This is a genomic window from Kitasatospora sp. NBC_01560, from assembly GCF_045208415.1.
In the GTDB taxonomy this organism is placed as follows: Bacteria; Actinomycetota; Actinomycetes; order Streptomycetales; family Streptomycetaceae; genus Kitasatospora.
This window is the reverse complement of record NZ_CP109364.1, coordinates 4,719,644-4,741,857: the sequence shown is the minus strand read 5'-3', so window position 1 is coordinate 4,741,857 and position 22,214 is coordinate 4,719,644. Positions and strand designations below refer to the sequence as shown.

At 74.3% G+C, this 22,214-nt stretch carries 21 protein-coding genes; 6 read left to right on the top strand and 15 right to left on the bottom strand.

Features of this window, described 5'->3' with window-relative positions; all coding sequences use genetic code 11:
- Positions 1-11: 11 nt before the first annotated feature.
- A complete protein-coding gene (locus OH807_RS20655) occupies positions 12-413 on the bottom strand; it encodes a WXG100 family type VII secretion target (protein WP_406200933.1) in 402 nt (133 codons plus the stop codon).
- 220 nt (positions 414-633) lie between these two features.
- Between OH807_RS20655 and OH807_RS20650 the strand changes: the two genes are divergently transcribed.
- The 4 genes from OH807_RS20650 (at position 634) to OH807_RS20635 (ending at position 4,278) form a co-directional block, all read left to right on the top strand.
- A complete protein-coding gene (locus tag OH807_RS20650; protein WP_406200931.1) occupies positions 634-1,653 on the top strand; it encodes an ABC transporter ATP-binding protein in 1,020 nt (339 codons plus the stop codon).
- A complete protein-coding gene (locus OH807_RS20645) occupies positions 1,637-2,539 on the top strand; it encodes an ABC transporter permease (RefSeq protein ID WP_406200928.1) in 903 nt (300 codons plus the stop codon). Before OH807_RS20650 ends, OH807_RS20645 begins: the two co-directional genes overlap by 17 nt.
- Positions 2,540-2,607: 68 nt before the next feature.
- Positions 2,608-3,525 (top strand): ABC transporter ATP-binding protein, encoded by a 918-nt coding sequence (locus OH807_RS20640; protein ID WP_406200926.1) that lies wholly within the window; start codon positions 2,608-2,610, stop codon positions 3,523-3,525.
- 36 nt (positions 3,526-3,561) lie between these two features.
- On the top strand, positions 3,562-4,278 hold the full coding sequence (locus tag OH807_RS20635) for an ABC transporter permease (protein WP_406200923.1): 717 nt from the start codon (positions 3,562-3,564) through the stop codon (positions 4,276-4,278).
- A gap of 94 nt (positions 4,279-4,372) precedes the next feature.
- Here OH807_RS20635 and OH807_RS20630 read toward each other — a convergent pair whose 3' ends face one another.
- Both OH807_RS20630 and OH807_RS20625 read right to left on the bottom strand, forming a co-directional pair.
- Positions 4,373-5,620, bottom strand: coding sequence for a CynX/NimT family MFS transporter (locus OH807_RS20630; protein WP_406200921.1), 1,248 nt, complete (start codon positions 5,618-5,620; stop codon positions 4,373-4,375).
- Positions 5,621-5,680: 60 nt separating this feature from the next.
- A complete protein-coding gene (locus OH807_RS20625; RefSeq protein ID WP_406200919.1) occupies positions 5,681-6,421 on the bottom strand; it encodes a FadR/GntR family transcriptional regulator in 741 nt (246 codons plus the stop codon).
- A 184-nt stretch (positions 6,422-6,605) separates the two neighbouring features.
- Between OH807_RS20625 and OH807_RS20620 the strand changes: the two genes are divergently transcribed.
- Positions 6,606-7,373 (top strand): sporulation protein, encoded by a 768-nt coding sequence (locus tag OH807_RS20620; protein WP_406200917.1) that lies wholly within the window; start codon positions 6,606-6,608, stop codon positions 7,371-7,373.
- A gap of 48 nt (positions 7,374-7,421) precedes the next feature.
- On the opposite strand, the gene OH807_RS20615 is transcribed toward OH807_RS20620, so the two are convergent.
- From OH807_RS20615 to OH807_RS20570, 10 genes are all read right to left on the bottom strand, one after another.
- Positions 7,422-9,254 (bottom strand): LCP family protein, encoded by a 1,833-nt coding sequence (locus tag OH807_RS20615; protein ID WP_406200914.1) that lies wholly within the window; start codon positions 9,252-9,254, stop codon positions 7,422-7,424.
- Positions 9,255-9,464: 210 nt separating this feature from the next.
- On the bottom strand, positions 9,465-10,313 hold the full coding sequence (locus OH807_RS20610) for an HAD family hydrolase (RefSeq protein ID WP_406200912.1): 849 nt from the start codon (positions 10,311-10,313) through the stop codon (positions 9,465-9,467).
- Between the two features lie 47 nt (positions 10,314-10,360).
- The gene (serS, locus tag OH807_RS20605) at positions 10,361-11,635 is read right to left on the bottom strand and encodes a serine--tRNA ligase (RefSeq protein WP_406200909.1); all 1,275 of its coding nucleotides are present in this window, start codon (positions 11,633-11,635) and stop codon (positions 10,361-10,363) included.
- A 525-nt stretch (positions 11,636-12,160) separates the two neighbouring features.
- A complete protein-coding gene (gene pheA, locus OH807_RS20600) occupies positions 12,161-13,096 on the bottom strand; it encodes a prephenate dehydratase (protein ID WP_406200907.1) in 936 nt (311 codons plus the stop codon).
- Between the two features lie 265 nt (positions 13,097-13,361).
- Entirely contained in the window at positions 13,362-14,660 is a 1,299-nt protein-coding gene (gene efeB / locus OH807_RS20595; RefSeq protein ID WP_406200905.1) for an iron uptake transporter deferrochelatase/peroxidase subunit, read from the bottom strand.
- A 5-nt stretch (positions 14,661-14,665) separates the two neighbouring features.
- Entirely contained in the window at positions 14,666-16,681 is a 2,016-nt protein-coding gene (locus OH807_RS20590; protein ID WP_406200903.1) for a FixH family protein, read from the bottom strand.
- A gap of 11 nt (positions 16,682-16,692) precedes the next feature.
- A complete protein-coding gene (locus OH807_RS20585; protein ID WP_406200900.1) occupies positions 16,693-17,190 on the bottom strand; it encodes a copper chaperone PCu(A)C in 498 nt (165 codons plus the stop codon).
- Entirely contained in the window at positions 17,187-17,855 is a 669-nt protein-coding gene (locus tag OH807_RS20580; RefSeq protein ID WP_406200898.1) for an SCO family protein, read from the bottom strand. Before OH807_RS20580 ends, OH807_RS20585 begins: the two co-directional genes overlap by 4 nt.
- 87 nt (positions 17,856-17,942) lie before the next feature.
- Positions 17,943-18,701 (bottom strand): YcnI family protein, encoded by a 759-nt coding sequence (locus tag OH807_RS20575; protein WP_406200896.1) that lies wholly within the window; start codon positions 18,699-18,701, stop codon positions 17,943-17,945.
- A gap of 179 nt (positions 18,702-18,880) precedes the next feature.
- Entirely contained in the window at positions 18,881-19,726 is an 846-nt protein-coding gene (locus OH807_RS20570) for a hypothetical protein (protein WP_406200895.1), read from the bottom strand.
- A gap of 229 nt (positions 19,727-19,955) precedes the next feature.
- Here OH807_RS20570 and OH807_RS20565 point away from each other — a divergent pair, with 229 nt between their 5' ends.
- Positions 19,956-20,648: an ATP-binding protein gene (locus OH807_RS20565; RefSeq protein WP_406200893.1), complete on the top strand. Its 693-nt coding sequence runs from the start codon at positions 19,956-19,958 to the stop codon at positions 20,646-20,648.
- Between the two features lie 25 nt (positions 20,649-20,673).
- Here the strand turns inward: OH807_RS20565 and OH807_RS20560 are convergent, their stop codons facing one another.
- Together OH807_RS20560 and OH807_RS20555 are read right to left on the bottom strand one after the other, a co-directional pair.
- Positions 20,674-21,258: a hypothetical protein gene (locus OH807_RS20560; protein WP_406200891.1), complete on the bottom strand. Its 585-nt coding sequence runs from the start codon at positions 21,256-21,258 to the stop codon at positions 20,674-20,676.
- Positions 21,255-22,181 (bottom strand): hypothetical protein, encoded by a 927-nt coding sequence (locus tag OH807_RS20555; RefSeq protein ID WP_406200888.1) that lies wholly within the window; start codon positions 22,179-22,181, stop codon positions 21,255-21,257. Before OH807_RS20555 ends, OH807_RS20560 begins: the two co-directional genes overlap by 4 nt.
- Positions 22,182-22,214: the final 33 nt, after the last annotated feature.

Here is a 22,214-nt window from a genome sequence, read left to right as displayed (position 1 = left end):
GTCCGTCCCCCTCAGGCGGTCATGCTGTGCTTGACGGCGGCGTCGTTGGTCCGGTACCCCGTGGCGGTGTCCCGCAGCGCCTGGGTGATCTCGCCGACCGTGGCGTTGAGCGCGGCGATCTGCTGGTCCCAGGTGGACGAGGTCTGCGCGGCGGCCTTGCCGGTGCTCCAGTTGGCCAGCGAGGTGGACACCTTGGCCGTCTCGTCGTCGGCGGCCCGGCCGTCGCCGTTCAGCCGGCCGTGGATCTGGTCGGACGAGTTGGCGGCGGCGTCCAGCGCGTCCGGGTCGACGTCGACCGTCCCGCCGCCGCCACCGGGTGCGGCGGCCGAGTTGAGCCGGGTGCGGGCGGCCTCCTGGTGCTGCGCCTTTGCCGTCAGATTGCCCTCGGCGTCGTACGCCCAGGGATTCATCATTCGGTCAAAGTCGGTCGCGCGATCCGTCATTGTGTTCACTTCCGTCCCGGTCGGGCAGGTGAGCCCGAACGCCCCCGTCAAGATTGCGACAAGAGTACAAGCGAAGATCGCCGGTGCCGACCCTTAGGGGACAGAAGGGGAAACGTCATACCGCAGCAGCAGGAAGGCTCGTCATTCCAGCTCATGGTCTGCACAGCCTGGGCACACTACGTTGAGAAACGTGTCCACTGTCATCAAGACGGACGGCCTCACCAAGAGGTTCCCCCGGGTCACCGCCCTCGATCAGCTCACCGTAGAGGTTGAGCCCGGGGTGGTCGGCCTGGTGGGGGCGAACGGCGCCGGCAAGTCCACACTCATCAAGATCCTGCTCGGGCTGGCCCCCGCGACGTCGGGCACGGGCCGGGTCCTCGGGCTGGACATCGCCACCCAGGGCTCGCAGATCCGCGAGCAGGTCGGCTACATGCCGGAGCACGACTGCCTGCCGCCGGACGTCTCGGCGACCGAGTTCGTGGTGCACATGGCGCGGATGGCCGGGCTGCCGGCCGCGGCCGCCCGGGAACGGACGGCCGACACGCTCCGGCACGTCGGCCTGTACGAGGAGCGGTACCGGCCGATGGGCGGGTACTCGACCGGCATGAAGCAGCGGGTGAAGCTGGCCCAGGCGCTGGTGCACGACCCGAAGCTGGTGCTGCTGGACGAGCCGACCAACGGACTGGACCCGGTCGGCCGGGACGACATGCTGGCGCTGATCCGCCGCGTGCACACCGACTTCGGCATCTCGGTGCTGGTCACCACCCACCTGCTCGGCGAGCTGGAACGGACCTGCGACCACCTGGTGGTGATCGACGGCGGCCGCCTGCTGCGCTCCTCGTCCACCGCCTCCTTCACCGGCGCGACGGCCACCCTGGCCGTCGAGGTGACGGACCACCCGGACGACCACGGCCTGGACACGGGCGCCGCCGTGCGCGAGCGGCTGACGGCCGCCGGGCTCGCGGTGGAGGCGGACGGGCCGCGGATCCTGCTGGTCCGGCTGGCGGACGACGGGACGTACGACGCCATCCGGGACGCCGTCGCCGGGCTCGGCCTCGGGCTGGTCCGGCTGGAACAGCGCCGCCACCGGGTCGCCGAGCTGTTCACCGACGGCGCCGACGCCGCGGCCACCACGGAGCGCACGGCCGGCACGGCCGGCACGGAGCGCACGGAGAACGGGGGAGGTACCGCAGATGTCACTGCCTCCTGAGACCAGGCCGGCCGACACCGGCGTCATCCACGACATCGGCTACCGCGGCTACACCGGCCCGCGGCTGGGCCGCGGCTACGCGACCCGCGCGCTGTTCACCCAGAGCCTGCGCGCCGCGTACGGGCTCGGCCGCTCGGGCAAGTCCAAGGTGCTGCCGATGCTGGTGCTCGGCGCGGTCGTCGCCCCCGCCGCGATCATCGTGGCGGTCGCCCTCGCCACGCACCGCGCGGAGCTGCCGGTCGACTACCCGGAGTACCTGAGCGTGGTCGGGCTGGTCGTCTCGATCTTCCTGGCCTCGCAGGCGCCGGTGCTGTTCTCCCGCGACCTGCGCCACCACACCGTCCCGCTCTACTTCTCCCGCCCGATCACCCGGGCCGACTACGTCCGGGCCAAGTTCGCCGCGATGGCCACCGCCCAGCTGCTGCTGATGACGGCCCCGCTGCTCGTCCTCTACGCCGGCGCGCTGCTCGGCGGGATGAGCTTCGGGCACGAGACCGCGCACCTGCTCTACGGCCTGGTCGCCGCGGTGCTGTACGCCGTGGTGCCGACCTCGGTGGCGGTGGTGATCGCCGCGGCCACGCCGCGCCGGGGCTTCGGGGTGGCCGCGATCATGGGCTACCTCGCGGTCAGTACCGCGGTGGTCGGCATCGTGGTGGGCATCAGCCAGGGCGTCTCGGCCACCGTGCCGGACTCCGCCCAGTGGATCGCGCTGCTCTCGCCCGACGGGCTGGTGGAGAGCCTGACCAACCAGCTGTTCGACCTCGGCAGCGGCCCCGGCCGGATGCACGCGCCGGGCGTCCTCGGCGTGGTCGTCTTCACCGGCACCGCCGCCGCGACGGTGGCCGGCGCGTACGCCCTGCTGCTGCGCCGCTACCGCAGCATCTGACCCACCGCAGCAGCCGGCCGCCGAGTGCCGGCAGTCATTCCGACAACCGCAGGATCCGAGAGGGCGTCATGGCCACCATCAGCATCGACAAGGTCTCGCGTTGGTTCGGCAACGTGGTCGCCGTCAACGACGTCAGCATGGCGATCGGCCCCGGCATCACCGGGCTGCTCGGGCCCAACGGCGCGGGGAAGTCCACCCTCATCCACATGATGAGCGGCTTCCTCGCCCCCTCCACCGGGGCGGTCACCCTGGACGGCGTGCCGATCTGGCGCAACCAGCAGGTGTACCGGCAGATCGGCCTGGTCCCCGAGCGCGAGTCGATGTACGACTACCTGACCGGCTGGGAGTTCGTGCTCGCCAACGCCGAACTGCACGGCCTCGCCGACCCGGGCGCCGCCGCCCGGCGGGCCCTGACCCTGGTCGAGATGGAGTACGCCCAGGAACGGAAGACCGGCACCTACTCGAAGGGCATGAAGCAGCGGGTCAAGATGGCGTCCGCCCTGGTCCACGACCCGTCCGTGCTGCTGCTCGACGAACCGTTCAACGGCATGGACCCGCGCCAGCGGCTCCAGCTGATGGACCTGCTGCGGCGGTTCGGCGCCGACGGCCGGACGGTGCTCTTCTCCTCGCACATCCTGGAGGAGGTCGAGCAGCTGGCCCGGCACATCGAGGTGGTGGTGGCCGGGCGGCACGCCGCCTCCGGGGACTTCCGGAAGATCCGCCGGCTGATGACCGACCGCCCGCACCGGTACCTGGTCCGCTCCAGCGACGACCGCCGGCTGGCGGCGGCGCTGATCGCCGACCCGTCCACGGCCGGCATCGAGCTGGACTGGCACGAGAAGGCCCTGCGCATCCAGGCGGTCGACTTCCGGGGCTTCACCACCCTGCTGCCGAAGGTCGCGCAGCAGGCCGGCATCCGGCTCTACACCGTCGCCCCGGCGGACGAGTCGCTGGAGAGCGTCTTCTCCTACCTCGTCTCCGCCTGACCGCCTCCACCGGACCTCAGGAAGGCCGACCACACCATGAACCCGACCGTCGCCAGGCTGACGCTGCGCGGCCTGCTGGGCCGCCGCCGCGGCGTCCTGCTGCTGGTGGTCCCCGCCCTGCTGCTGCTCGTCTCGGCGATCGCCAGCGGCTCCAGCGGGGACAAGCACGACCTCGCCGTCAAGATCCTCGGCCAGCTGGGCCTGGGCACGCTGCTGCCCATCCTCGGCCTGGTCGTCGGCACCGGTGCCATCGCCACCGAGATCGACGACGGCTCGATCGTCTACCTGCTCGCCAAGCCGCTGCCCCGCTGGAAGATCATCACCACCAAGCTGGCCGTCGCGGTCGGCACCACGTGGGTGTTCGCGGCGGTGCCGACCCTGCTCGCCGGCCTGCTGCTGTACGGCACCGCGGACGGGCTGGCGGTGGGCTACACCGTCGCGGCGCTGGTCGCCGGGGCCGCGTACAGCGCGCTGTTCCTGCTGCTCGGCGTCGTCACCCGGCACGCCGTGGTGGCCGGGCTGGCGTACGCGCTGGTCTGGGAGTCACTGATCGGCAACTTCGTCGGCGGCGCCCGGACGCTGAGCATCCAGCAGTGGGGCCTGTCGGTGGCCGGGGCGGTCGCCGAGGACGGCGTGATCCCCACGTACGTCGGGCTGGGCGTGGCCGTGTCGCTGCTGCTGGTGCTCACCGTGGCGGCCACGCTGCTGGCCTCGGTGCGGCTGGCCGGGCTGACCCTGGCGGCCGAGGAGTGACCGGCCGGGTGTGACGGGCTCTACGGGCGCCACGTGACAAGCGGGACGTGGTGACGGGCGGGGCGGGGCGGGTGCCCCGCCCCGCCCGTGGCGGTCAGAGCGTGCGGTTGCGCCCCGCGCCCCAGCCGGCCACGCCGACCACCCCGGCCAGCGCCAGCATCAGCGCCAGCGGCGTGGTCCAGTCGCCGGTCAGCTGGTGCAGCGCCCCGGCGCCGACCGGGCCGGCCGCCGCCACCAGGTAGCCGATCGCCTGCGACATGCCGCCCAGCTGGGCGGCGCCCGCGGCGCTGTCGGTCCGCAGCACGATGAAGGCGAGGCCGAGGCCGAGCGAACCGCCCTGGGCGACGCCCAGGATGGTGGCCGCCACCCAGGCACCGGGCACCGGGGCGATCAGCAGGACGGCGATGCCGAGCGCGTTGAGCGCGGCCATCACCACGGCCAGCGCGCGCTGGCTGGTCATCCGGCCGGCCAGCAGCGGCACCAGGAAGGCCCCGGCCACCTGGATCAGGTTGGAGAAGGCGAAGACCAGGCCGGCCTCGCCGCGGTCCATCCCGTGGTCGGCCAGGATGGTCGGCATCCAGGCCACCAGGGTGTAGACCAGCAGCGACGAGATGCCCATGAAGAGGCTGATCTGCCAGGCCATCGGCGTGCGCCAGAGGCCCTGGATCGGCCGGCCGGCGTGCTGCCGGACGGCCGGCGCCGCCGCCACCGCGGCCCGCTCCTGCCGCGAGCGCAGCACCTGCGGCAGCCAGGCCACCGCGGCGACGAGCGCCAGCAGCGACCAGGCGCCCAGCGAGGCCTGCCAGCCGCCGCCCAGGGCGTGCTCCAGCGGCACCGACAGGCCGGCCGCCAGCGTCGCGCCGACCAGCATGGTGGTCGAGTACACGCCGGTCATGGCCGCGGCCCGGCCGGGGAACTCGCGCTTCACCAGGCCCGGCATCGAGACGTTCAGCACCGCGATCGCCACGCCGATCACCACGCAGCCCCCGTACAGCGCCGCCACCGAGGGCAGCACCCGCAGCAGGACGCCCGCGCCGAGCACCAGCACCGCGCCCAGCACCACCCGCTCGGTGCCGAACCTCCTGGTCAGCCGGGGGGTGAGCGGGGCGCCGACGCCCTGGAAGAGCACCGGCACGGTGGTGATCAGACCGCTCGCGGTGGCGGAGAGGCCGAAGCTCTGCTGGATCTCGCCGACCATCGGCGAGATGGCCGCCAGGCAGGCGCGCATGTTGAGGGCGACCAGCAGGATGCCGGTCAGCAGCAGGGCGGGGTGGGCCGGCCGGCTGGGGAGGGGGAGCGGGGAGGTGGTGACAACCGGCTGCTGGGCACGGGTGACTGCCATGGGGCGTGCTGCTCTTTCGTGAACGGGGGGAGGCGGACGGCGGAAGGGGCTCGGGGCCGCTTACTTCCGGGCCGCGATGGCGGCGAGGAGCTGCTCGACGGCCGCGGTGGGCTCGGCGAGCAGCGCCCGACACGCTGCTTCGGCGCGCTCCGGGTCACCGCTCTCGATCGCGTCCACGAGCGCCTCGTGGGTGGCCACGACCACCTCGGGCATCTCGTGGTCGCCGAAGGCCGTCCGCATCGACTCGCGCACCGAGGCGCCGAAGTACCGGTACACCTCGGCCAGGGCCGGGTTGTGCGCGGCCTCGACCACGGCGGTGTGGAACTCCAGGTCGTGCTCGACGGTCGCCTCGCGGCCGGCCCGCTCGGGGTGCGCCGCGATCACCTCGGCCTCGCGGGCCAGCGCGGCCCGCATCCGGACGATGTCCTCGGGGGTGTGCCGCAGGGCGGCGAGCCGGGCCCCCTCGGCCTCCAGCGCGGCCCGGACCTCCAGCACGTCGCGCACGCCGGAGCGCTGCACGCCGCGCAGGACGGAGGCGGGGTCGCTGGTGCTGCGGACGAAGGTGCCCTCGCCCTGCCGGGAGACGAGCATGCCGGCGTGCACCAGCACCCGGATCGCCTCGCGCACGGTGTTCCGGCCGACCCGGAGCCGCTCGGCGAGCTCGTGCTCGGTGGGGATCCGCGAGCCGACCGGCCAGGCACCCGCCGCGAGCTGCTCGCGCAGCTGGTCGATGGTGGTGTCGACCAGGGAGCGCCGGCCGGCGGCCTGCAGGGTGTCCGGGCTGTGGCCGGGCACAGTCATGGCGGGCTCCCCCTCGGTCGCGCGGGCCGGTCGGCGGGGTGCCGTCCCGGTCGTCGTCGGTCATCCTACAACTGCTTGCCCGGTCATCCTACAACCCCCTCGTGAACAGGCAGGGAACCGTCGGGGCCGCCCTGGCGTTCCTTCCGACGACTTCGGTCCACCCCTATCTGAGGAGAGCGCCCGCATGGTGTTCAAGAAGCTGCTCGGTGCCCTGGGCGTCGGCGGTCCCGGCGTCGACACCGTCCTGACCACGCCGGTGGTGCAGCCCGGCGGCACCCTGCACGGGACGGTCGAGCTGACCGGGGGGACGGTCGAGGCCGACATCCGGGGGATCACGCTGACGCTCGTCGCCAAGGTCGAGATCGAGCACGAGGAGGGCGAGAGCACCGGGCTGTACCCGTTCGCGAAGTACGCCGTCACCGCCCCGCTGGTGCTGGCGCCGGGCGAGAACCGCTCCGTCCCGTTCGCCGTCCAGGTCCCCTGGGAGACGCCGGTGACGACCGTCGCCGGGCAGCGCCTGCACGGGATGCAGCTCGGGGTGCGGACGGAGGTGGACATCGCCGGCGCGCTCGACAAGGGCGACTCCGACCCGCTGGAGGTCGAGCCGCTGCCGGTGCAGCGCCGGATCCTGGACACCCTGCTCCAGCTCGGCTTCCACTTCCGCTCGGCGGACCTGGAGGCCGGGCACATCCGCGGCACCGGGCAGAGCCTGCCGTTCTACCAGGAGATCGAGTTCGCCGCGGCGCCGCAGTACGCGCACGCCTGCAACTCGCTGGAGGTCAGCTTCGTGACCACCCCGCACCGGGTCGAGGTGGTGCTGGAGGCGGACAAGCGCGGCGGCCTCTTCGGCCACGGCGGCGGCGACGTGATCCGCACCCACGTGGTCGAGCACGACCAGGCGGGCCAGGACCTCACCGGCCTGGTCGACGGCTGGATCCGCGCGGCGCTCTGAGCCGCGCCCCGCGCCCCGGCCGGCCCTCGCGGGGCCGGCCGGGGCGGCTCAGCCGTACGAGACGTTGCTGCAGATGTCGTCGTCCGCCGAGCGGGCGTCGTTGACCACGTCGGGGGGCAGCGGCGGCGGCACGCTCGGGCTGCCGGCGCCGGGGGCGGTGGCGTTGGCGCCCGCGTAGTCCTTGCCGAGGACGAGGCTGATCCCGGCCGCCGAGGTGGGGGTCAGGGTGGCGCCGGGGAACAGCGCCGCGACCTTCTCCGCGTTGGCCTTCTGCCCGCTGCCGTACTCGACGGTGGTGGTCGCCTTGGTGGTGTTCTTGGCGGTGGAGACGCCGGTGACGGTGACCTTGGCGGCCTTCAGCGTCTCGGCGGCCTTGGCGGCCAGCCCGGAGGCGGTGGTGCCGTTGTAGACCGCGACCTTGACCGGGGTGTCCACGGCGACCGGCGAGGGCGGCGCGGCCGGGGTGGTCTCGGGCGCGGCGGCCGGCGTCTGCGGCGCGTCCTCCTGCTTGCCGGTGGCGTCCTGGCCGTCGATGGTCCGGTCGGCCAGCAGCGTCTTCCAGAGGTTGTCGACGGCCGGGTGGACGAGGTCGATCCGGGGGCCGTTGTAACGCCACGGCGTGGTGAGGAACTTGACGTCGTGCAGGTCGATGCTCTTCATCGAGAGCGCGAAGTCCATCAGCTTCTTGGCCGAGTCCAGGCCGGGGTCGACCGTCATCGACTTGGTGGCCGCGTCGGCCAGCGGCAGCAGCGTCGTCGGGCTGAGGCCGGTGCCCTTGACCTTGGCCATCATCGAGGCGAGGAAGGCCTGCTGGCGCTTCATCCGGCCGACGTCCGAGTCGTCGCCGATGCCGTGCCGGAGCCGGACGTAGTCCAGCGCCTTCTGGCCGGAGACCTTCTGCTTGCCCTTGGGCAGGACGATCTTGCCCTTCTTGCCCAGGTTGGGGTTGATGTTCCCCTCGTAGATGTCGTTCGGCAGGCAGACGTCGACCCCGCCGACGGCCTCGGTCATCGCCGCGAAGCCCTCGAAGTTCACCTCGATGGTGTGGTCGATCCGGATGCCGGTGAGCTTCTCCACGGTGTTCTGCGTGCAGGCCGGGTTGCCGGTGTCGCTGTTGCCCACCGAGAAGGCCGAGTTGAACATCTGGGCCTGCTGCTCCGGCTTCCACGTCCCGTTCGGCAGCTTGCACCGGGGGATGGTGACCAGGGCGTCGCGCGGGATGGAGATGCCCACGGCGTGCTTGTGGTCGGCGTAGACGTGCAACAGGATCGTGGTGTCGGAACGGGCGCCCACCTCGTCGCCGCCGCCGAGGTCGCTGTTGTTGCCGGCGCGCGAGTCCGAGCCGATCAGCAGGACGTTGACCGGCTTGTTGCCGTTGGCGTCGGCGACCGCCTCCGGCGGGCGGTCGGTGGAGATCGCGTCCGGGTCGAAGGACTTGATGTTGCCGTTGAGCTTGTAGTAGATCGCGCCGCCGGTGCCGGCCAGCACCACCAGGACGCCGGCCACCGACCAGGCGAGGATCTTCTTGACGTTCTTCTTGGGCTTGCGGCTGTTGCGGGCCGCCGCCCGGCCGCCCGCAGGGGTGCCCTCGGCCTGGCCGCCGTCGGACTTGCCGCGGCCGCCGCCCTTGCTCTGCCCGCCGCCCCTGCTCGGGGCGCCACCCTTGCCCTGCCCGCCACCCTTGCCCTGGGCGGCCCGCCGGGCCTCGGCCCGGCCACCGGGCCGGGGCGCGGGGACCCTCCCGCCCGCGTCGGCCGGGCGCTCGGTGCGGACACCGCCGCGTGGGGCGCCGTCGCCGTGCGAACCGCTGCCGCGCGAACCGCCCGCGGCGCGCCGTCGCCCGTCCGCCCCCGACGTGCTCTCGTCCCACTGGCCTGACATGCGCGTACCTCTCAGCGGCGGAAGCAGCAATCCTGTGACGGGTCCGGGGGTACGGCCCGGGTCCGCCGGGAGCACCGCACAGAAGCACCGCACCAGGAGACGCGGAGCTTCAGCGGAGCATACAAACTCTTTCCCGGACGGTCAGCATCCGGGTGCCGCCGGAACGACCGGAGGGCGGGTGCGGGGTCCGGCCGGGGAGCGGCCGGCCGTTCACCGGGCCGGGTAGAGCCGCTCCAGGACGGCGGCGACGCCGTCCTCGTCGTTGCTGACGGTGACCTCGTCGGCGACCGCCAGGAGCTCCTGGTGCGCGTTGGCCATCGCGACGCCGTACGCGGCCCAGCCGAACATCGGGACGTCGTTGGGCATGTCCCCGAAGGCGATGGTGTCGGCGGCCTTCACGCCCAGCCGGCGGGCGGCGACGGCCAGGCCGGTGGCCTTGGAGAGGCCGAGCGGCAGCAGTTCGACGATGCCGGGGCCGGCCATGACGACGCCGACCAGGTCACCGGCCACGCGCCGGGCGGCCTCGGCGAGGGCGTCGTCGGTCAGCCCGCGGTGCTGGATGTAGAGCTTGCTGACCGGGGCGCCGAGCAGTTCGTCGGCGGCGACCCGGACCACCGGCAGGTCGGAGCCGATCAGCAGCTCGTACCCGGGGCCGGCCAGCACGTCGCCGTCCAGGCCGTCCTGGCTGGCGGCGACGGCCAACGGGCCGGTCTCCGCCTCGATCTTGGCGACCGCCAGGGCGGCCAGCCGGCGGTCGAGGGTGAGCGAGGTGAGCAGCTTGTGCGCGCCCGCGTCGTAGACCTGGGCGCCCTGACCGCAGACCGCTATCCCCCGGTAGCCGATCTCGTCGAAGACCGGCCGGGCCCAGGCGGCCGAGCGGCCGGTGACGATGATGTGGAGCGCCCCGGCGCCGGTGGCCGCGGCCAGGGCGGCGCGGGTGCGGGCGGAGACGGTCTCCTCGCCGGTCAGCAGGGTGCCGTCGAGATCGGTGGCGACCAGCCGGAAGGGCAGGCCGCCACCGTCGGCGGGGGAGACGGGGCTGGGGCTGATGCTGCTCATGGGCCGTGCGTCTCCCGGGAGTTGCTTTCGGGGTGGTGGAGCGGGTGCTACTCGACGGGGGCGAGGACGGTGCGCCCGCCGAGGAAGGGCCGGAGCGCCTCCGGCACGACGACCGAGCCGTCGGCCTGCTGGTGGTTCTCCAGGATCGCCACGATGGTGCGCGGGACGGCGACCAGGGTGCCGTTCAGCGTGGCCAGCGGGCGGACCTTGCCCTCCTCGCGCATCCGGATGGAGAGCCGGCGGGACTGGTACTCGGTGGTGTTCGAGGTCGAGGTGACCTCGCGGTACTTGCCCTGGGTCGGGATCCACGCCTCGATGTCGAACTTGCGCGCGGCCGAGGAGCCGAGGTCGCCGGAGGCGACGTCGATCACCCGGTACGGCAGCTCCAGGGCGTTCAGGAAGTCCTTCTCCCACTGGAGCAGACGGCGGTGCTCGTTCTCGGCGTCCTCGGGCGTGGTGTAGACGAACATCTCCACCTTCTCGAACTGGTGGACGCGGATGATCCCGCGGGTGTCCTTGCCGTAGGTGCCGGCCTCGCGGCGGAAGCAGGACGAGTAGCCGGCGTACCGCAGCGGCAGCTTCTCGGCGTCGATGATCTCGTCCATGTGGTACGCCGCGAGCGGGACCTCGCTGGTGCCGACGAGGTAGCGCTCCTCCTCTTCGAGGAAGTAGACGTTCTCGGCGGCCTGGCCGAGGAAGCCGGTGCCGTCCATGGCGGCCGGGCGGACCAGGGCCGGGGTGATCATCGGGATGAAGCCGGCCGCGGTGGCCTGTGCGATCGCCATGTTGACCAGGGCGAGCTCCAGCAGCGCACCGGGACCGGTCAGGTAGTAGGACCGCGCGCCGGCGACCTTGGCGCCGCGCTCGGTGTCGATCGCGCCGAGGATCTGCCCCAGCTCGACGTGGTCGCGGGGCTCGAAGCCCTCGGCGGCGAAGTCGCGCGGGGTGCCGATCTCCTCCAGGGTGACGAAGTCCTCCTCGCCGCCGACCGGGGCGGCCGGGTCGATGAGGTTCGCCAGCGACCGGAGCAGGCGCTCGGCCTCCTCCTTGGCCACGCCCTGTTCGGCGTCGGCGGCCTTGACCTCGGCGGCCAGGTCCTTGGTGCGCAGGAGCAGGGCGGCCTTCTCGTCGCCCTGGGCCTTGGCGACCTGCTTGCCGAGCGTCTTCTGCTCGTTGCGCAGCTCGTCGAAGCGACTGCCCGAGGACCGGCGCCGTTCGTCGGCGGAGAGGAGGGCGTCGACCAGGTCGACGTCCTCGCCACGGACGCGCTGCGAGGCGCGCACTCGGTCAGGGTCCTCACGAAGCAGGCGAAGGTCAATCACGGGCCCAAGCCTACCGGGCGGGGGCCCGTCCACCGGTACCGGTTTTCCCCTGGGGATAACTCGGCCCGGCCTGTGGATAACTCCGGCCGGGGATATCGCCGCGGCCGGTTGTCCACAGGCCGGCCCGGCGGGCTGTGGACGGCCGGGCTGTCGGGGTGGACGGGGAACAGAACCAGGGAATTGAGGTTTCAAACCTCATTTGACCTTCCCGGGTGAGGGAATTGAAGCACTCGGACAGGTGATTTGCTGGCACACGGGTGACTCTGGTCCGATTAGTCATCTCTGCGACGCTAACCGACGATCCGACCGAAACCCGCAGTGGCTATACCGGTTTGTCGACTCGTCCCCAGGCCTGTGGATAACTTCGGCCTGTGGACAGTGGATGCCCCTGTGGACAGCCGGTTCCGGCGGCGGGGGGCCTGTGGACGACGGGGAGGGTCACCCGCCCCGCCGTCCGGGCATGGTCGAAAACGGTCGGAAAAGGTCAGGAAGACAAAAGCCGTCGCGGGGATGTCGCCCCGGTCGTCAGATGTCGCCGCGGCCGTCGAGGCAGCGGGAGAGCCAGTCGGCCGCCTCGCTGAAATCGGCGTCCGAGGTGCCCGGCCGCTGGTGCCGGGAGGCCTGCTGGTCGGCCCGCGGATAGGACCCGAGGAAACGCACCTGCGGGCAGATCCGCCGCAGACCCATCAGCGCCTCGCTCACCCGGCGGTCGGTGAGGTGCCCCTCGCAGTCGATGAGGAAGCAGTAGCTGCCGAGCCCCTCGCCGGTCGGCCGGGACTCGATCCGCATCAGGTTCACCCCGCGCACCGCGAACTCCTGGAGCAGCTCCAGCAGCGCACCCGGGTGGTCGTCCGGCAGCCAGACCACCATCGAGGTCTTGTCCGCGCCGGTCGGCGAGGAGACCCGCCCGGGCCGGCCGACCAGGATGAACCGGGTCGTCGCGGTGGCCGCGTCGGCGATGTCCTTGACCAGCGGGTCCAGGCCGTAGATCGGCGCCGCGAACTCGCCCGCGAACGCGCCGTCGAAACGCCCCTCGGCGACCAGCCGGGCGCCGTCGGCGTTGGAGGCGGAGGACTCCCACCGCGCCTGCGGCAGGTTGGCGGCCAGCCAGCGGCGCACCTGCGGCTGGGCCACCGGGTGGCTGGTGACCGTCTCGATGCCGGCCAGCTCCGTGCCGGGCCGGACCAGCAGCGCGAAGGAGATCGGCAGCAGCACCTCACGGTAGATCATCAGCGGTGTGCCGGAGGCGAGTTCGTCGTTGGTCGCGGTGACGGCGCCCTCGACCGAGTTCTCGACCGGCACGAACGCGCCGCTGGCCTCACCGGCGCGCACCGCGTCCAGCACCAGCGGCACCGAGGCCAGCGGGACCAGCTCGCGGGTCGCCGCCTCGGGCAGGGTGCGCAGCGCGGCCTCGGTGAAGGTGCCCGCCGGGCCGAGGTAGGTGTAGCGGGTCGCCGACATGCCGCGCCTCCAAGCGAAAGGGGTACCGGGCCCAGGAGTTGTCAGAGAGCCCCCGGCCACCTTAACCACTCCGCCCCGCACCCCGGACCGCCCTTCCGGCCCGTGGGCAGCGCCCCGCCCGGCAGGGCCGCACCCGGCCGGAACGGGCGGCCGGTCCGACCTCGTTCCCGACCGTTCCCGACCGCTTCCGACCGTTCCCGGCCGGTGCGGGGTGCAAGGGTGCAGGGTGCAGGCCGGTGCGGGGTGCCGGCCGGCCGGGGCCGCCTCAGTCCAGCAGCGTCTGCCCCACGTACCCGCCGTCCGGTGCGCCCGGCGGGACGGCGTACAGGCCGCTCGCCTCGTGCCGCAGGAAGCGGGAGAGGCCGTCGCCGCGGGAGAGCTTGCGCTGGACGGGAGTGAAGCCCGTGCGCGGGTCGGACTGGAAGGCGAGGAAGAGCAGCCCGGCGTCCGGGGAGCCGTCGGCCAGCAGGCCGTCGTGGTACGAGAAGCCGCGCCGCAGCATCGCCGCCCCGCCGTTGGCGGCCGGTGCCGCGACCCGGACGTGGGCGTCGGCCGGGATCGCCAGGGTGCCGTCCGGGCCCTGCGCGGCGAGGTCCACCGGGGTGTTCTCGGCGGCGCCGGCCGGTGCGGAGAGCGGGGCGCCGTCGGCCTTCCGGCGCCCGATCACCCGCTCCTGGCGGTCCTGCGGCAGCGCCTCCCAGCTGTCCAGCAGCATCCGGATCCGCCGGAACACCAGGTAGGAGCCGCCGGCCAGCCAGTCGGGCTGTCCGCCCCCGGCGGCGCAGAACACCTTGCCGGCGAAGCCGTCCTCGCCCGGCCGGGGGTTGTTGGTGCCGTCGATCTGGCCCATCAGGTTGCGGCCGGTCACCGGGTGCGCGGTCGCGCCGGGGGTGCGGGCGAAGCCGGCCGCCTGCCAGCGCAGCGCCGCGGTGCCGGCCGCCTGGCGCTGGAGCACCCGCAGGGCGTGCACGGCGACCAGCGCGTCGTCGGCGCCGATCTGGACGAACAGGTCGCCGTCGCCGCGGGCCGGGTCGAGGGCGTCGGCGGGGAAGGCGGGCAGCGGCTCCAGCGCGGCCGGCCGGCGGTCGGCCAGCCCGGCCTTGTCGAACAGGGTGGCTCCGAAGCCGAAGGTGAGGGAGAGCGAGCACGGGCCGGCGTCCAGCGCGACCTGGTTCTCGAACTCCTCGGCCGGCTCGCCGGCGGTCAGCCGGGCGGCCGTCCGGGACCAGCGCTGCAGCAGCGACCGCAGTGCGTCCCGGCCGGCCCCGCCGGCCAGGTCGAAGGCGGCCAGCTGGACGCGGGCCTGCTGCGGGTCGAGGATGCCGGCCTGGTGTTCCCCGTGGAACGGCAGCCGGGCCGCGCCGAGGGTGCCGCCCGCGGCGGTGGCCGTCCCGGCGGCCGGAGCCCGGTCCAGCGCGACCGCCCCCGCCACCCCGGCGCCGGCGCCGACCACCAGCCCGGCGCCGGCCGTGCCCAGCAGGGCCCGCCGGGTGACGCCGCCGCGCGGGCGGCCGGCCGCGGCCTCCGGCTGCCCGGCGGGTGCGGTGCTCGTGGTGCGGTCCATCGCGGTCACCCGATCTTCAGCGGCTTGATCTCGGTGCTCTGGTCGATGTCCGAGGAGCGCACCTGCACCGAGACCACCCAGTTGCCGGCCAGCGGCAGCTGGGCCGTGCCGCTCCAGCGGCCGGGGCCGTCGGAGGTCAGCGTGACCGGCAGCGGGCCGAGGTCGCGGTCCGGCAGGGTGAAGGCGAGCTCCACCTCGGGCACCTCGACCGGCTTGCCGTCCGTGCCGTCCAGCGCGAGGTGCACCTCGTTGGGGCCGGTCCGGGCCGGGTTGAGGGTGACCGTCGCGGTGCCCTTGGCGTTCGGGGTGCGGCCCTTGGTGTCGTACGGGAGCTTCAGCTCCATGTTCTGGCCGGGCACGGTCTGCGGGGCGGGCGCTCCCGGGGCGGGTGCGGCGGCGGCGCCGTTGGCCCCCGTCCCGGCCGCGATCTCGCCGGCCACCCGGCCGGGCGGGGAGTTGGTGAGCATCGTGGTGACCACTAGGACGGCCACCGCGACCAGCGCCTCGACCAGGACGGAGCGGCGCAGCCCGGCCCGGGTCGGGGTGAGCGTGCGGTCCCGGCCGGCGCTCTCCCGGGCGGCCTGCTGGCGGGCCAGCTGGGCCTGCCGGACGGGGTCGTCGGAGCGGGCGGCGACGGCGACCGGCTCCGGCAGCTCGGCCGGGGCGACGGCGTCGGCCTCCTCCGGGGCGGCCCGCAGCCGGGTCAGCCAGGCGCGGGAGATCCAGGCGACGCCGAGCATCGCGACCACGCAGCCGGTCTTCAGCAGCAGCAGCCGCCCGTACTCGGTGCCGGTCAGGGCGCCCCAGCTGCCGAGGCCGCGCCAGGACTGGTAGACGCCGGTGACGGTGAGCACCGCGACCGCGCCGAAGGCGACCTTGGAGAAGCGCTCGGCGACGGCCGCGCCGATCCCGTGCCGCAGGCCGACCAGCATGGCCGCCAGGCCGCCCAGCCAGAACGCCATCGCGATCAGGTGGAGCATGCCGAGCGGCAGCGCCAGCCAGACCTGGATGCCCACCGAGGCGTGGTCGGCGCCGACCCACGTCGCCGAGAGGGCGACGGCCAGCACGAGTCCGGCCACCCCCAGGCCGAGCCGGGCCTCGCGCTCCGGCCGCTCGGCGGCGCGCCGCTCCAGCCGGCGCAGCTCCGCCTCCTCGGCGTCGGAGCCGTCCTCGGCGCCGGTGTCCGCACCCGTACCCGAACCCGCACCGGCCGGGGCGGGCCGGGCCGGCTGCCCGAGCTGCCCGACCAGCAGCGACAGGAACACCCCGCTCGCCGCGAGCAGCAGCAGCCGGGCCGCCAGCGCGGTGCCGATCCGCTCGTCCAGCGTGGCGCGCACCAGCGACAGGTCGAAGGCCTGCCCGAGGCCGGAGCCCCGCTCGTACGGGCCGCGCAGCATCAGCACCGCGACGGTGGACACCAGCAGCGCCACCCACCCGCTCATCAGCAGCCGCTGCACCGCGCGCTGCGCCGCCCCGGCCGGCCAGCAGAGCAGCACGAACGCGGCCGCGCCGGCCAGCAGCGCGAACGCCCCGTACGCGACCGTCCGCCCGGTGCCGTAGAGGGCGGCGACCACGGGGTCGGCCTCGGCGCCGTTCAGCGCGGTGGCCGAGACGGAGGTGTCCGAGGGGGCACCGATGGAGAAGGTGAACGCCCCGCCGATGGGGTGCGAGTCCTCCGAGACGGCCCGCCAGGCCACCGTGTAGGTGCCGCCCGCGAGGCCGCTGTTCAGCCCGACCCGGGCGGTGTTGTCCTTGCCGTCGGCGTGGGCCGGGTTGCCGGCGTCGACCGCCTTGCCGGCCGGGTCGAGCACCCGCACCGAGTCGCCGGAGAGCGACACCGACTCGCTGAAGGTCAGCGTGATGCTCTGCGGCGCGGTGGCGACGACCGAGTTCTGAGCCGGGTCGGTGGACTGCAGCGTGGCGTGCGCGGCGGCCGGTCCGGCGCCGGCGAGCATCAGCGCGAGGACGGCGCCGAGGACGCCGAGCAGTCCGGCGATTCTGCGGTGGATGGCCTTCGGCATCTCGCGGTCCCTCAACTCTGGCCGGGGCGGTAGGTGAGCTCCTTGACCGGCACCTTGACCGAGATGGTGCCGGTCCGGGCGAAGGTCAGGTCGAGTTCGAGTTCCTCGCCGAGGGCGGGGGCCTTCTGCCATCCCATGATCATGAGGTGGGTGCCGCCGCGGGCGAGCTGCAACGCGCCGTGCGCCGGGACGTCGAGCCGCTCGACCTGCTCCATGGTGGAGGCGGTGGAGCGGTGCATGGTGACCGAGCCGGCGCCCGGGCTGGAGACCTTGACCAGCTGGTCGGGGCCGCCGTCGTTGCGCACGGTCAGGTAGCCGGCCGCCATCCCGCCCGCCGGGGGCAGCGGGATGTAGGAGTCGGCGACGCTCAGCCGGGCCGGACCGTCGGCGGCGCCGTCCTGGCCGCCCGCGCCGCAGGCGGCCAGGATGGCGCCGCCGCCCAGTGCCGTCGCCAGCGCCGCTCCCGCCAGTGCGGTGCGGCGGAAGCCGAGGGCGCCGGTGCTCCTCATGCCGGCACTCCCTTGGCGAGCAGCGGCAGGTCGTGCTCGTACGTCTTCTCCTCGGTGCCGCTGAGGTAGAGGACGTGCGCCTTGTCGTCGGAGGGCAGGAAGGCCAGCACCTGGGCGCCGTGCGTGGAGGTGACCGTGCCGTCGGAGTTGACCACCGGGTCCTCGATCAGGATGCCGAGCGACTTGGCCGCCGTCTTCACCTTGGCGAGGTCACCGGTGAGGCCTATGAAGTCGGTGCCCATCGAGTCCAGCCAGCTGCGCAGCACCTGCGGGGTGTCGCGCTGCGGGTCGGTGGAGACGAAGACGACGTTGACCTTCTGCCGCTCCTCGGCGGAGAGCTTCTTCATCGCCACGCCGATGTCGCCCATGGTGGTGGGGCAGACGTCCGGGCAGCTGGTGTAGCCGAAGAAGAGCAGGGTGCTCCTGCCGCTGGTCTGCTGCCGCAGGTCGTACGGGCGGCCGGCGGTGTCGGTCAGCTGGAGGTCGGGCTTCTCGAAGTTCTTGCCGAGCACGGTGCCTTCGTACGGCGAGTCGGAGGTCTGCCGGGTGACCTTGGCGGGGCCGGTGCCGCCCCCGTCGGAGCCGCAGGCGGTCAGGGTCAGGGCCGCGGCGAGGGCGACGGCGGCGGCACCGGCCAGACGGGCGGTGCGGGGGGAGCGGGCCATGGGGGTTCCGATCGTGCGCGGTGGATCACCGGCGGGGCCGCCCCCGGGCCGGGGTGCGGCGCGGGGGGCGGCCCCGCCGGTGGCGGGTCAGGAGGCCGAGCTGCGGCGGCGCAGGCCGAGGATGCCGAACGCGGTGCCGATCACGCCGACCACGATGCCGACCACGCCGAGCACGCGGGCGGTGGAGTCGCTGGACTTCGTGTCGGCGGCGGCCTCGCTCTTGGCGCCGCTGTCGTGGCCGTGGCCGTCGGCGGCCGGGGCGGCGGAGGCGGAGGCGGTGACGCCGTGGCCGTCGTCCGAGGTGGCCTTGGTCAGGGTGAGTACGGGGGCGGGCTTGGCCGGCTCGGGCTGGCCGTCCTTGGCCTCGTCGATCCAGCGGACGACGTCGCCGTTGTCGTAGCTCTGCAGCGCCTTGAAGGTCAGCTTCTCGGTGTCGGTCGGCAGCGGGCCGAGCGAGAGGCGGAACTCCTGGAACTGGCCGGGGGCGATCTTGGTGCCCGCGTCCGCGGTCCAGGTGATCTTGGAGACGGCCTCGTTGACGTCGTTGCCGTGCACCTTGATCGGCTTGTCGAGCTTGGCCTTCTCGACGGTGGCGGTCCAGCCCGGCAGCGGGAGCGTCCGGACCGAGGCCAGCGGGTGGTCCATCGGCAGGTTGACCTCCAGCTTCACGGTGGAGGCGGTGTCGTTCTCGTTCGGCACCCGGAAGTCGACGGCGGTGTAGCCGCCCTGCGGGGCGCTGCCCGGGTTCACGGTGACGTGCGCGAAGGCCGGGCCGGCCAGCACCACGACGGTGGTGGCGGCGGTGAGGGCGACGGCGGCGAGGCGACGGGCGGGAAGGGAACGCATGGTGTTCGGGTCTCCGTTCGGAGGCTCGGCGCAGGCCCGCTCCCGGGCACGGTGGTCCGTGCCCCGGCGGGGCCGCGCGGCGTGGGGACGAGGGTGAGCCGCGGCCTCGCGGGAGTGCGGGGCGGCTCGGCGGTCGCGTGGACCCGGGCCCGGTACGTGTGGGGGTACCGGGAGCGGGGTCAGTACGCGAGGGCCCCGGCCGGCGGTCCCCGCCGCACCACGCTGTGCCGCAGCAGGGCTCCGCCCGGCAGCGGGCTCTCCCCGCCGCGCGCGCCGAACCGGCGGGCCGGTCCGGGCGTCCCGAGCAGACCGCGCAGCAGGGCGGCGGCCAGCGCCAGCACCGTCCGCAGCGGCGTGGCCCAGCGCTCCCGGGCGGCCGAGGCGGTGATCCGCAGCAGCCGCCAGAGCGCGGCCTCGCCGCGCCGCAGCCACCAGCCGGCCACCAGGGCGGCGGCGAGGTGGCCCGCGAGCATCGACGCCGTCATGCCGAACAGGCCGTCCTGCCACCAGGGCGCGACGGCGAAGGCCTTCGGGTCCAGCCCCGCACTGGAGACCAGTTGCTCGGCGGACGGGTTGCCGGGCAGCCCGGCCAGGGTGCCGGGGCGGGCCTCGTTGCAGATCAGCCGGCCGGCCACCTGCGGCAGGGTCAGCGGACCGGAGCCGCCGGCGCCGCCGTGGTGCATGCCGGCCATCGCGCCGGCCGCCGTGGCGGCGTGGCCGCCGAAGGCGTGGAAGAGGCAGTGCAGGCCGAGCTGGCCCGCGCCGAGCGCACCGGCGATGGCGCCGAGCGAGCGCTCGCGCCCGCCGAAGGCCACGGCGAGCACCAGGACGGCCCCGAAGCCGGTCGCGAGTGCTGCCGGGGCCACGTTCCCGCCGCCGGCCAGGGCGTGCCCGGCGGCCGCGATCAGCGTGCAGACCAGGGCGAACGGCACGGCCCGCGCAAGCCGCAGGTCCCAGGCGGCGGCCCCCACCGGCGCGTCCGGTGCGGGGGCGCCCGGGTGCGGGGCGGCGGCGTGGGCAGTCATGGCGGGGCCCATCATCTCATCGCTCACGGGCCCGGCACGGGCAGGGTGGGAAATCCCTACGAGTACCCCGTTCGGCCCGGCGTGCGGCCCCCGGTGTGCGCCGCTCGGCACACACCACGGCCCCAGTCCATCCGCCGAACGGGCGGTGGCGGGCCCCCGGCACGGTTCACCGCGGGATCGCCCGGAGATACCTCGTTATATGTGGAGCCGCAGCCAGGAGGGACCTCCCGTGGACATCTGGTGGACTCTGCACCTCAAGCGCGACCCGGCCAGCGTTCCGTTGGCCCGGCGCATCCTGCTCGGCGCGATGGCGACGGCGGGCGTCGACCCGCAGGTCGCCCACGACCTCGGCGTCGCGCTCAGCGAGGCGTGCGCCAACGCCGTCGAGCACGGCGCCTGCGGCCGGCCGGACGACGGCTTCCAGGTCACCGCGGCGATCAGCGGCGACCTGCTGCGGATCGAGGTGACCGACTCCGGGCCCGGGCTCGGCACCGCCCCCGCCGCTGCGGCGCCCGCCGCTCCGGCGCCCGGGCCGTTCCCGCTGCGCCGCCCGGCCGCCCCGGCGGCCCGCCCGGCGGCCGCGGGCGGCCCCGTACCGGCCGGCCGGGCACCCCGCCGCAGCCGGCGCGGCCGGGCCAGCGTGCCCGGCCCCGTCCTCACCGCGCACCGGCCCCGGCGCGAGGGGCGCCCCTACGACACCCACGTGCTGCCGCCCTGCCGCCCGGCCGCGGTGCCGCCGGTGCTGCGCCCGGTCGATCCGGACGCCCTCCCCGACCTCACGGCCGAGTCCGGCCGCGGTCTCTTCCTCATCCACGCCCTGACCGACCACGTCCAGCTCCGCAACCATCCGCTGCGCGGCGCGATCGTCAGCTTCGACAAGATCCTCACCTGGCAGGACGGCGCCCTGCTGCGCGCGTCCTGAGCCCGGGCGGGCCCCGCGGGCGGGCTCAGCCGGTGCCGGACGGCGCCGCGGCGGGGGAGGCGGACGGACAGGGCACCGGCCGCTGGACGTCGGTGACCTTCCACCGGCCGTCGACCTGCCGCATCGTCATGACGGCGAGCTGCTCCGGGCGCCGGCCGACCTGGTCGGTCTCCCGGCCGGTGGCGGCGTCGGTGATGCGCCAGGAGTCGAGGTCCACGCAGTCGTAGACCTGGTAGAGCTCGCCCCTGACCTGCATGCCGAGCAGCCGGTGCCGGACGTCGCCCTGCATCCGCTGCCCGTCCTGCCGGAGCTGCTGCAGCGAGGCGCGCAGGATCGACAGGTTCGGCTCGTCGGCGTGCCCCTCCAGGCCGGGGGCCTGCGGGTCGGCGGCCCGGAAGACGCGCACGTAGTCGTCCCAGTAGGAGAGGTAGGGCTGCCGGACGTCGTCGGTGAGCGCGATCAGCGGCTCGCCGTGCGGGCCGGTGGCGGTGGCGCCGTCCGGGGCGGCCGCGGAGTCGCCGGCGCAGCCCGCGGCGGCCAGCAGGGCGGCGGCCGCCAGGGCGGCGAGCAGGCCGCGGGTGCCGCGGCCCGCTCGGGCGGCGCCACTCACTGGCCGCGCTCCCGCAGGACCGCCGCCGCCTTGTCGAGTTGGGCCTGGACCCCGGCGCGGTAGGCCTTGAGCTCGCCGTCGTGCTGGTCGATCAGCTGCTTCTGGATGGCCGTCCGGACGCCGAGGGCGATCCCGGACAGGTTGGTCTGCTTGGTGCAGGCGACGTCGGCCTTGGCGGTCTCGATCTCCCGCGGCGTCACGGTCGTCCCCCAGGCCTCGTTGGCGAGGCTCTCCGGGTCGCTGTAGACGTAGCCCTTCTGCTTCATGCAGGCGGCCCACTCGGTGACGGCGGCGGCGACCCGGTTGTCGGACTTGGTCCGGCTGTCGGCCTGGCCGGTCAGCTCGCCGTAGATGTCGCCGGCGGTCGCCCTGTCGCTCTTCAGCTTCTGCTCGGCCTCGCCGGTGCAGCCGCCGGGCGGGATGTTGCCGCCGGCCGGTTCGCCGCCGGTGGTCGACTTCAGGCCGGACAGCGCGCTGAACTCGGCCGGGTTCATCGGCCCGGTGTTGGGCTTCTCCCGGCCCACGGTGCTCGGCTGGTGGAAGCCGTAGGTGGCCGCCTGGGCCTCGTCGAGGAAGCCGTAGGCGGTCGGGACGTCCTCCTTGGGCACCTTGGGCAGGTCGCCGGCGGCCGGCGTCCAGCTGGTGAAGCCGAGCCGCTTCATGCAGTCCTGGGTCAGCAGGCCCTGGGCCTTGGACAGGGCGGTCAGCTCCTGCGGGGAGGCCGCGTAGGCGCGCAGCGGGAGCTGCTGGGTCTCGGTCAGCGAGGTCGGGGTGGGGGTCGCGGTCACGGCCGGTGCGGGTGCCGGCGCGCCGCCGGCTCCGGTGCCGGTGCCGGTGCCGGCGGTGCCCGCGGAGGAGCAGCCGGTGAGCAGCGCGAGCCCGGCGGCGCAGAGGACCAGGGCGTGACGACGGTTGAACCTCAAGGCTGTCCCTCGGTGGTGTGATGGGCCGGGCGG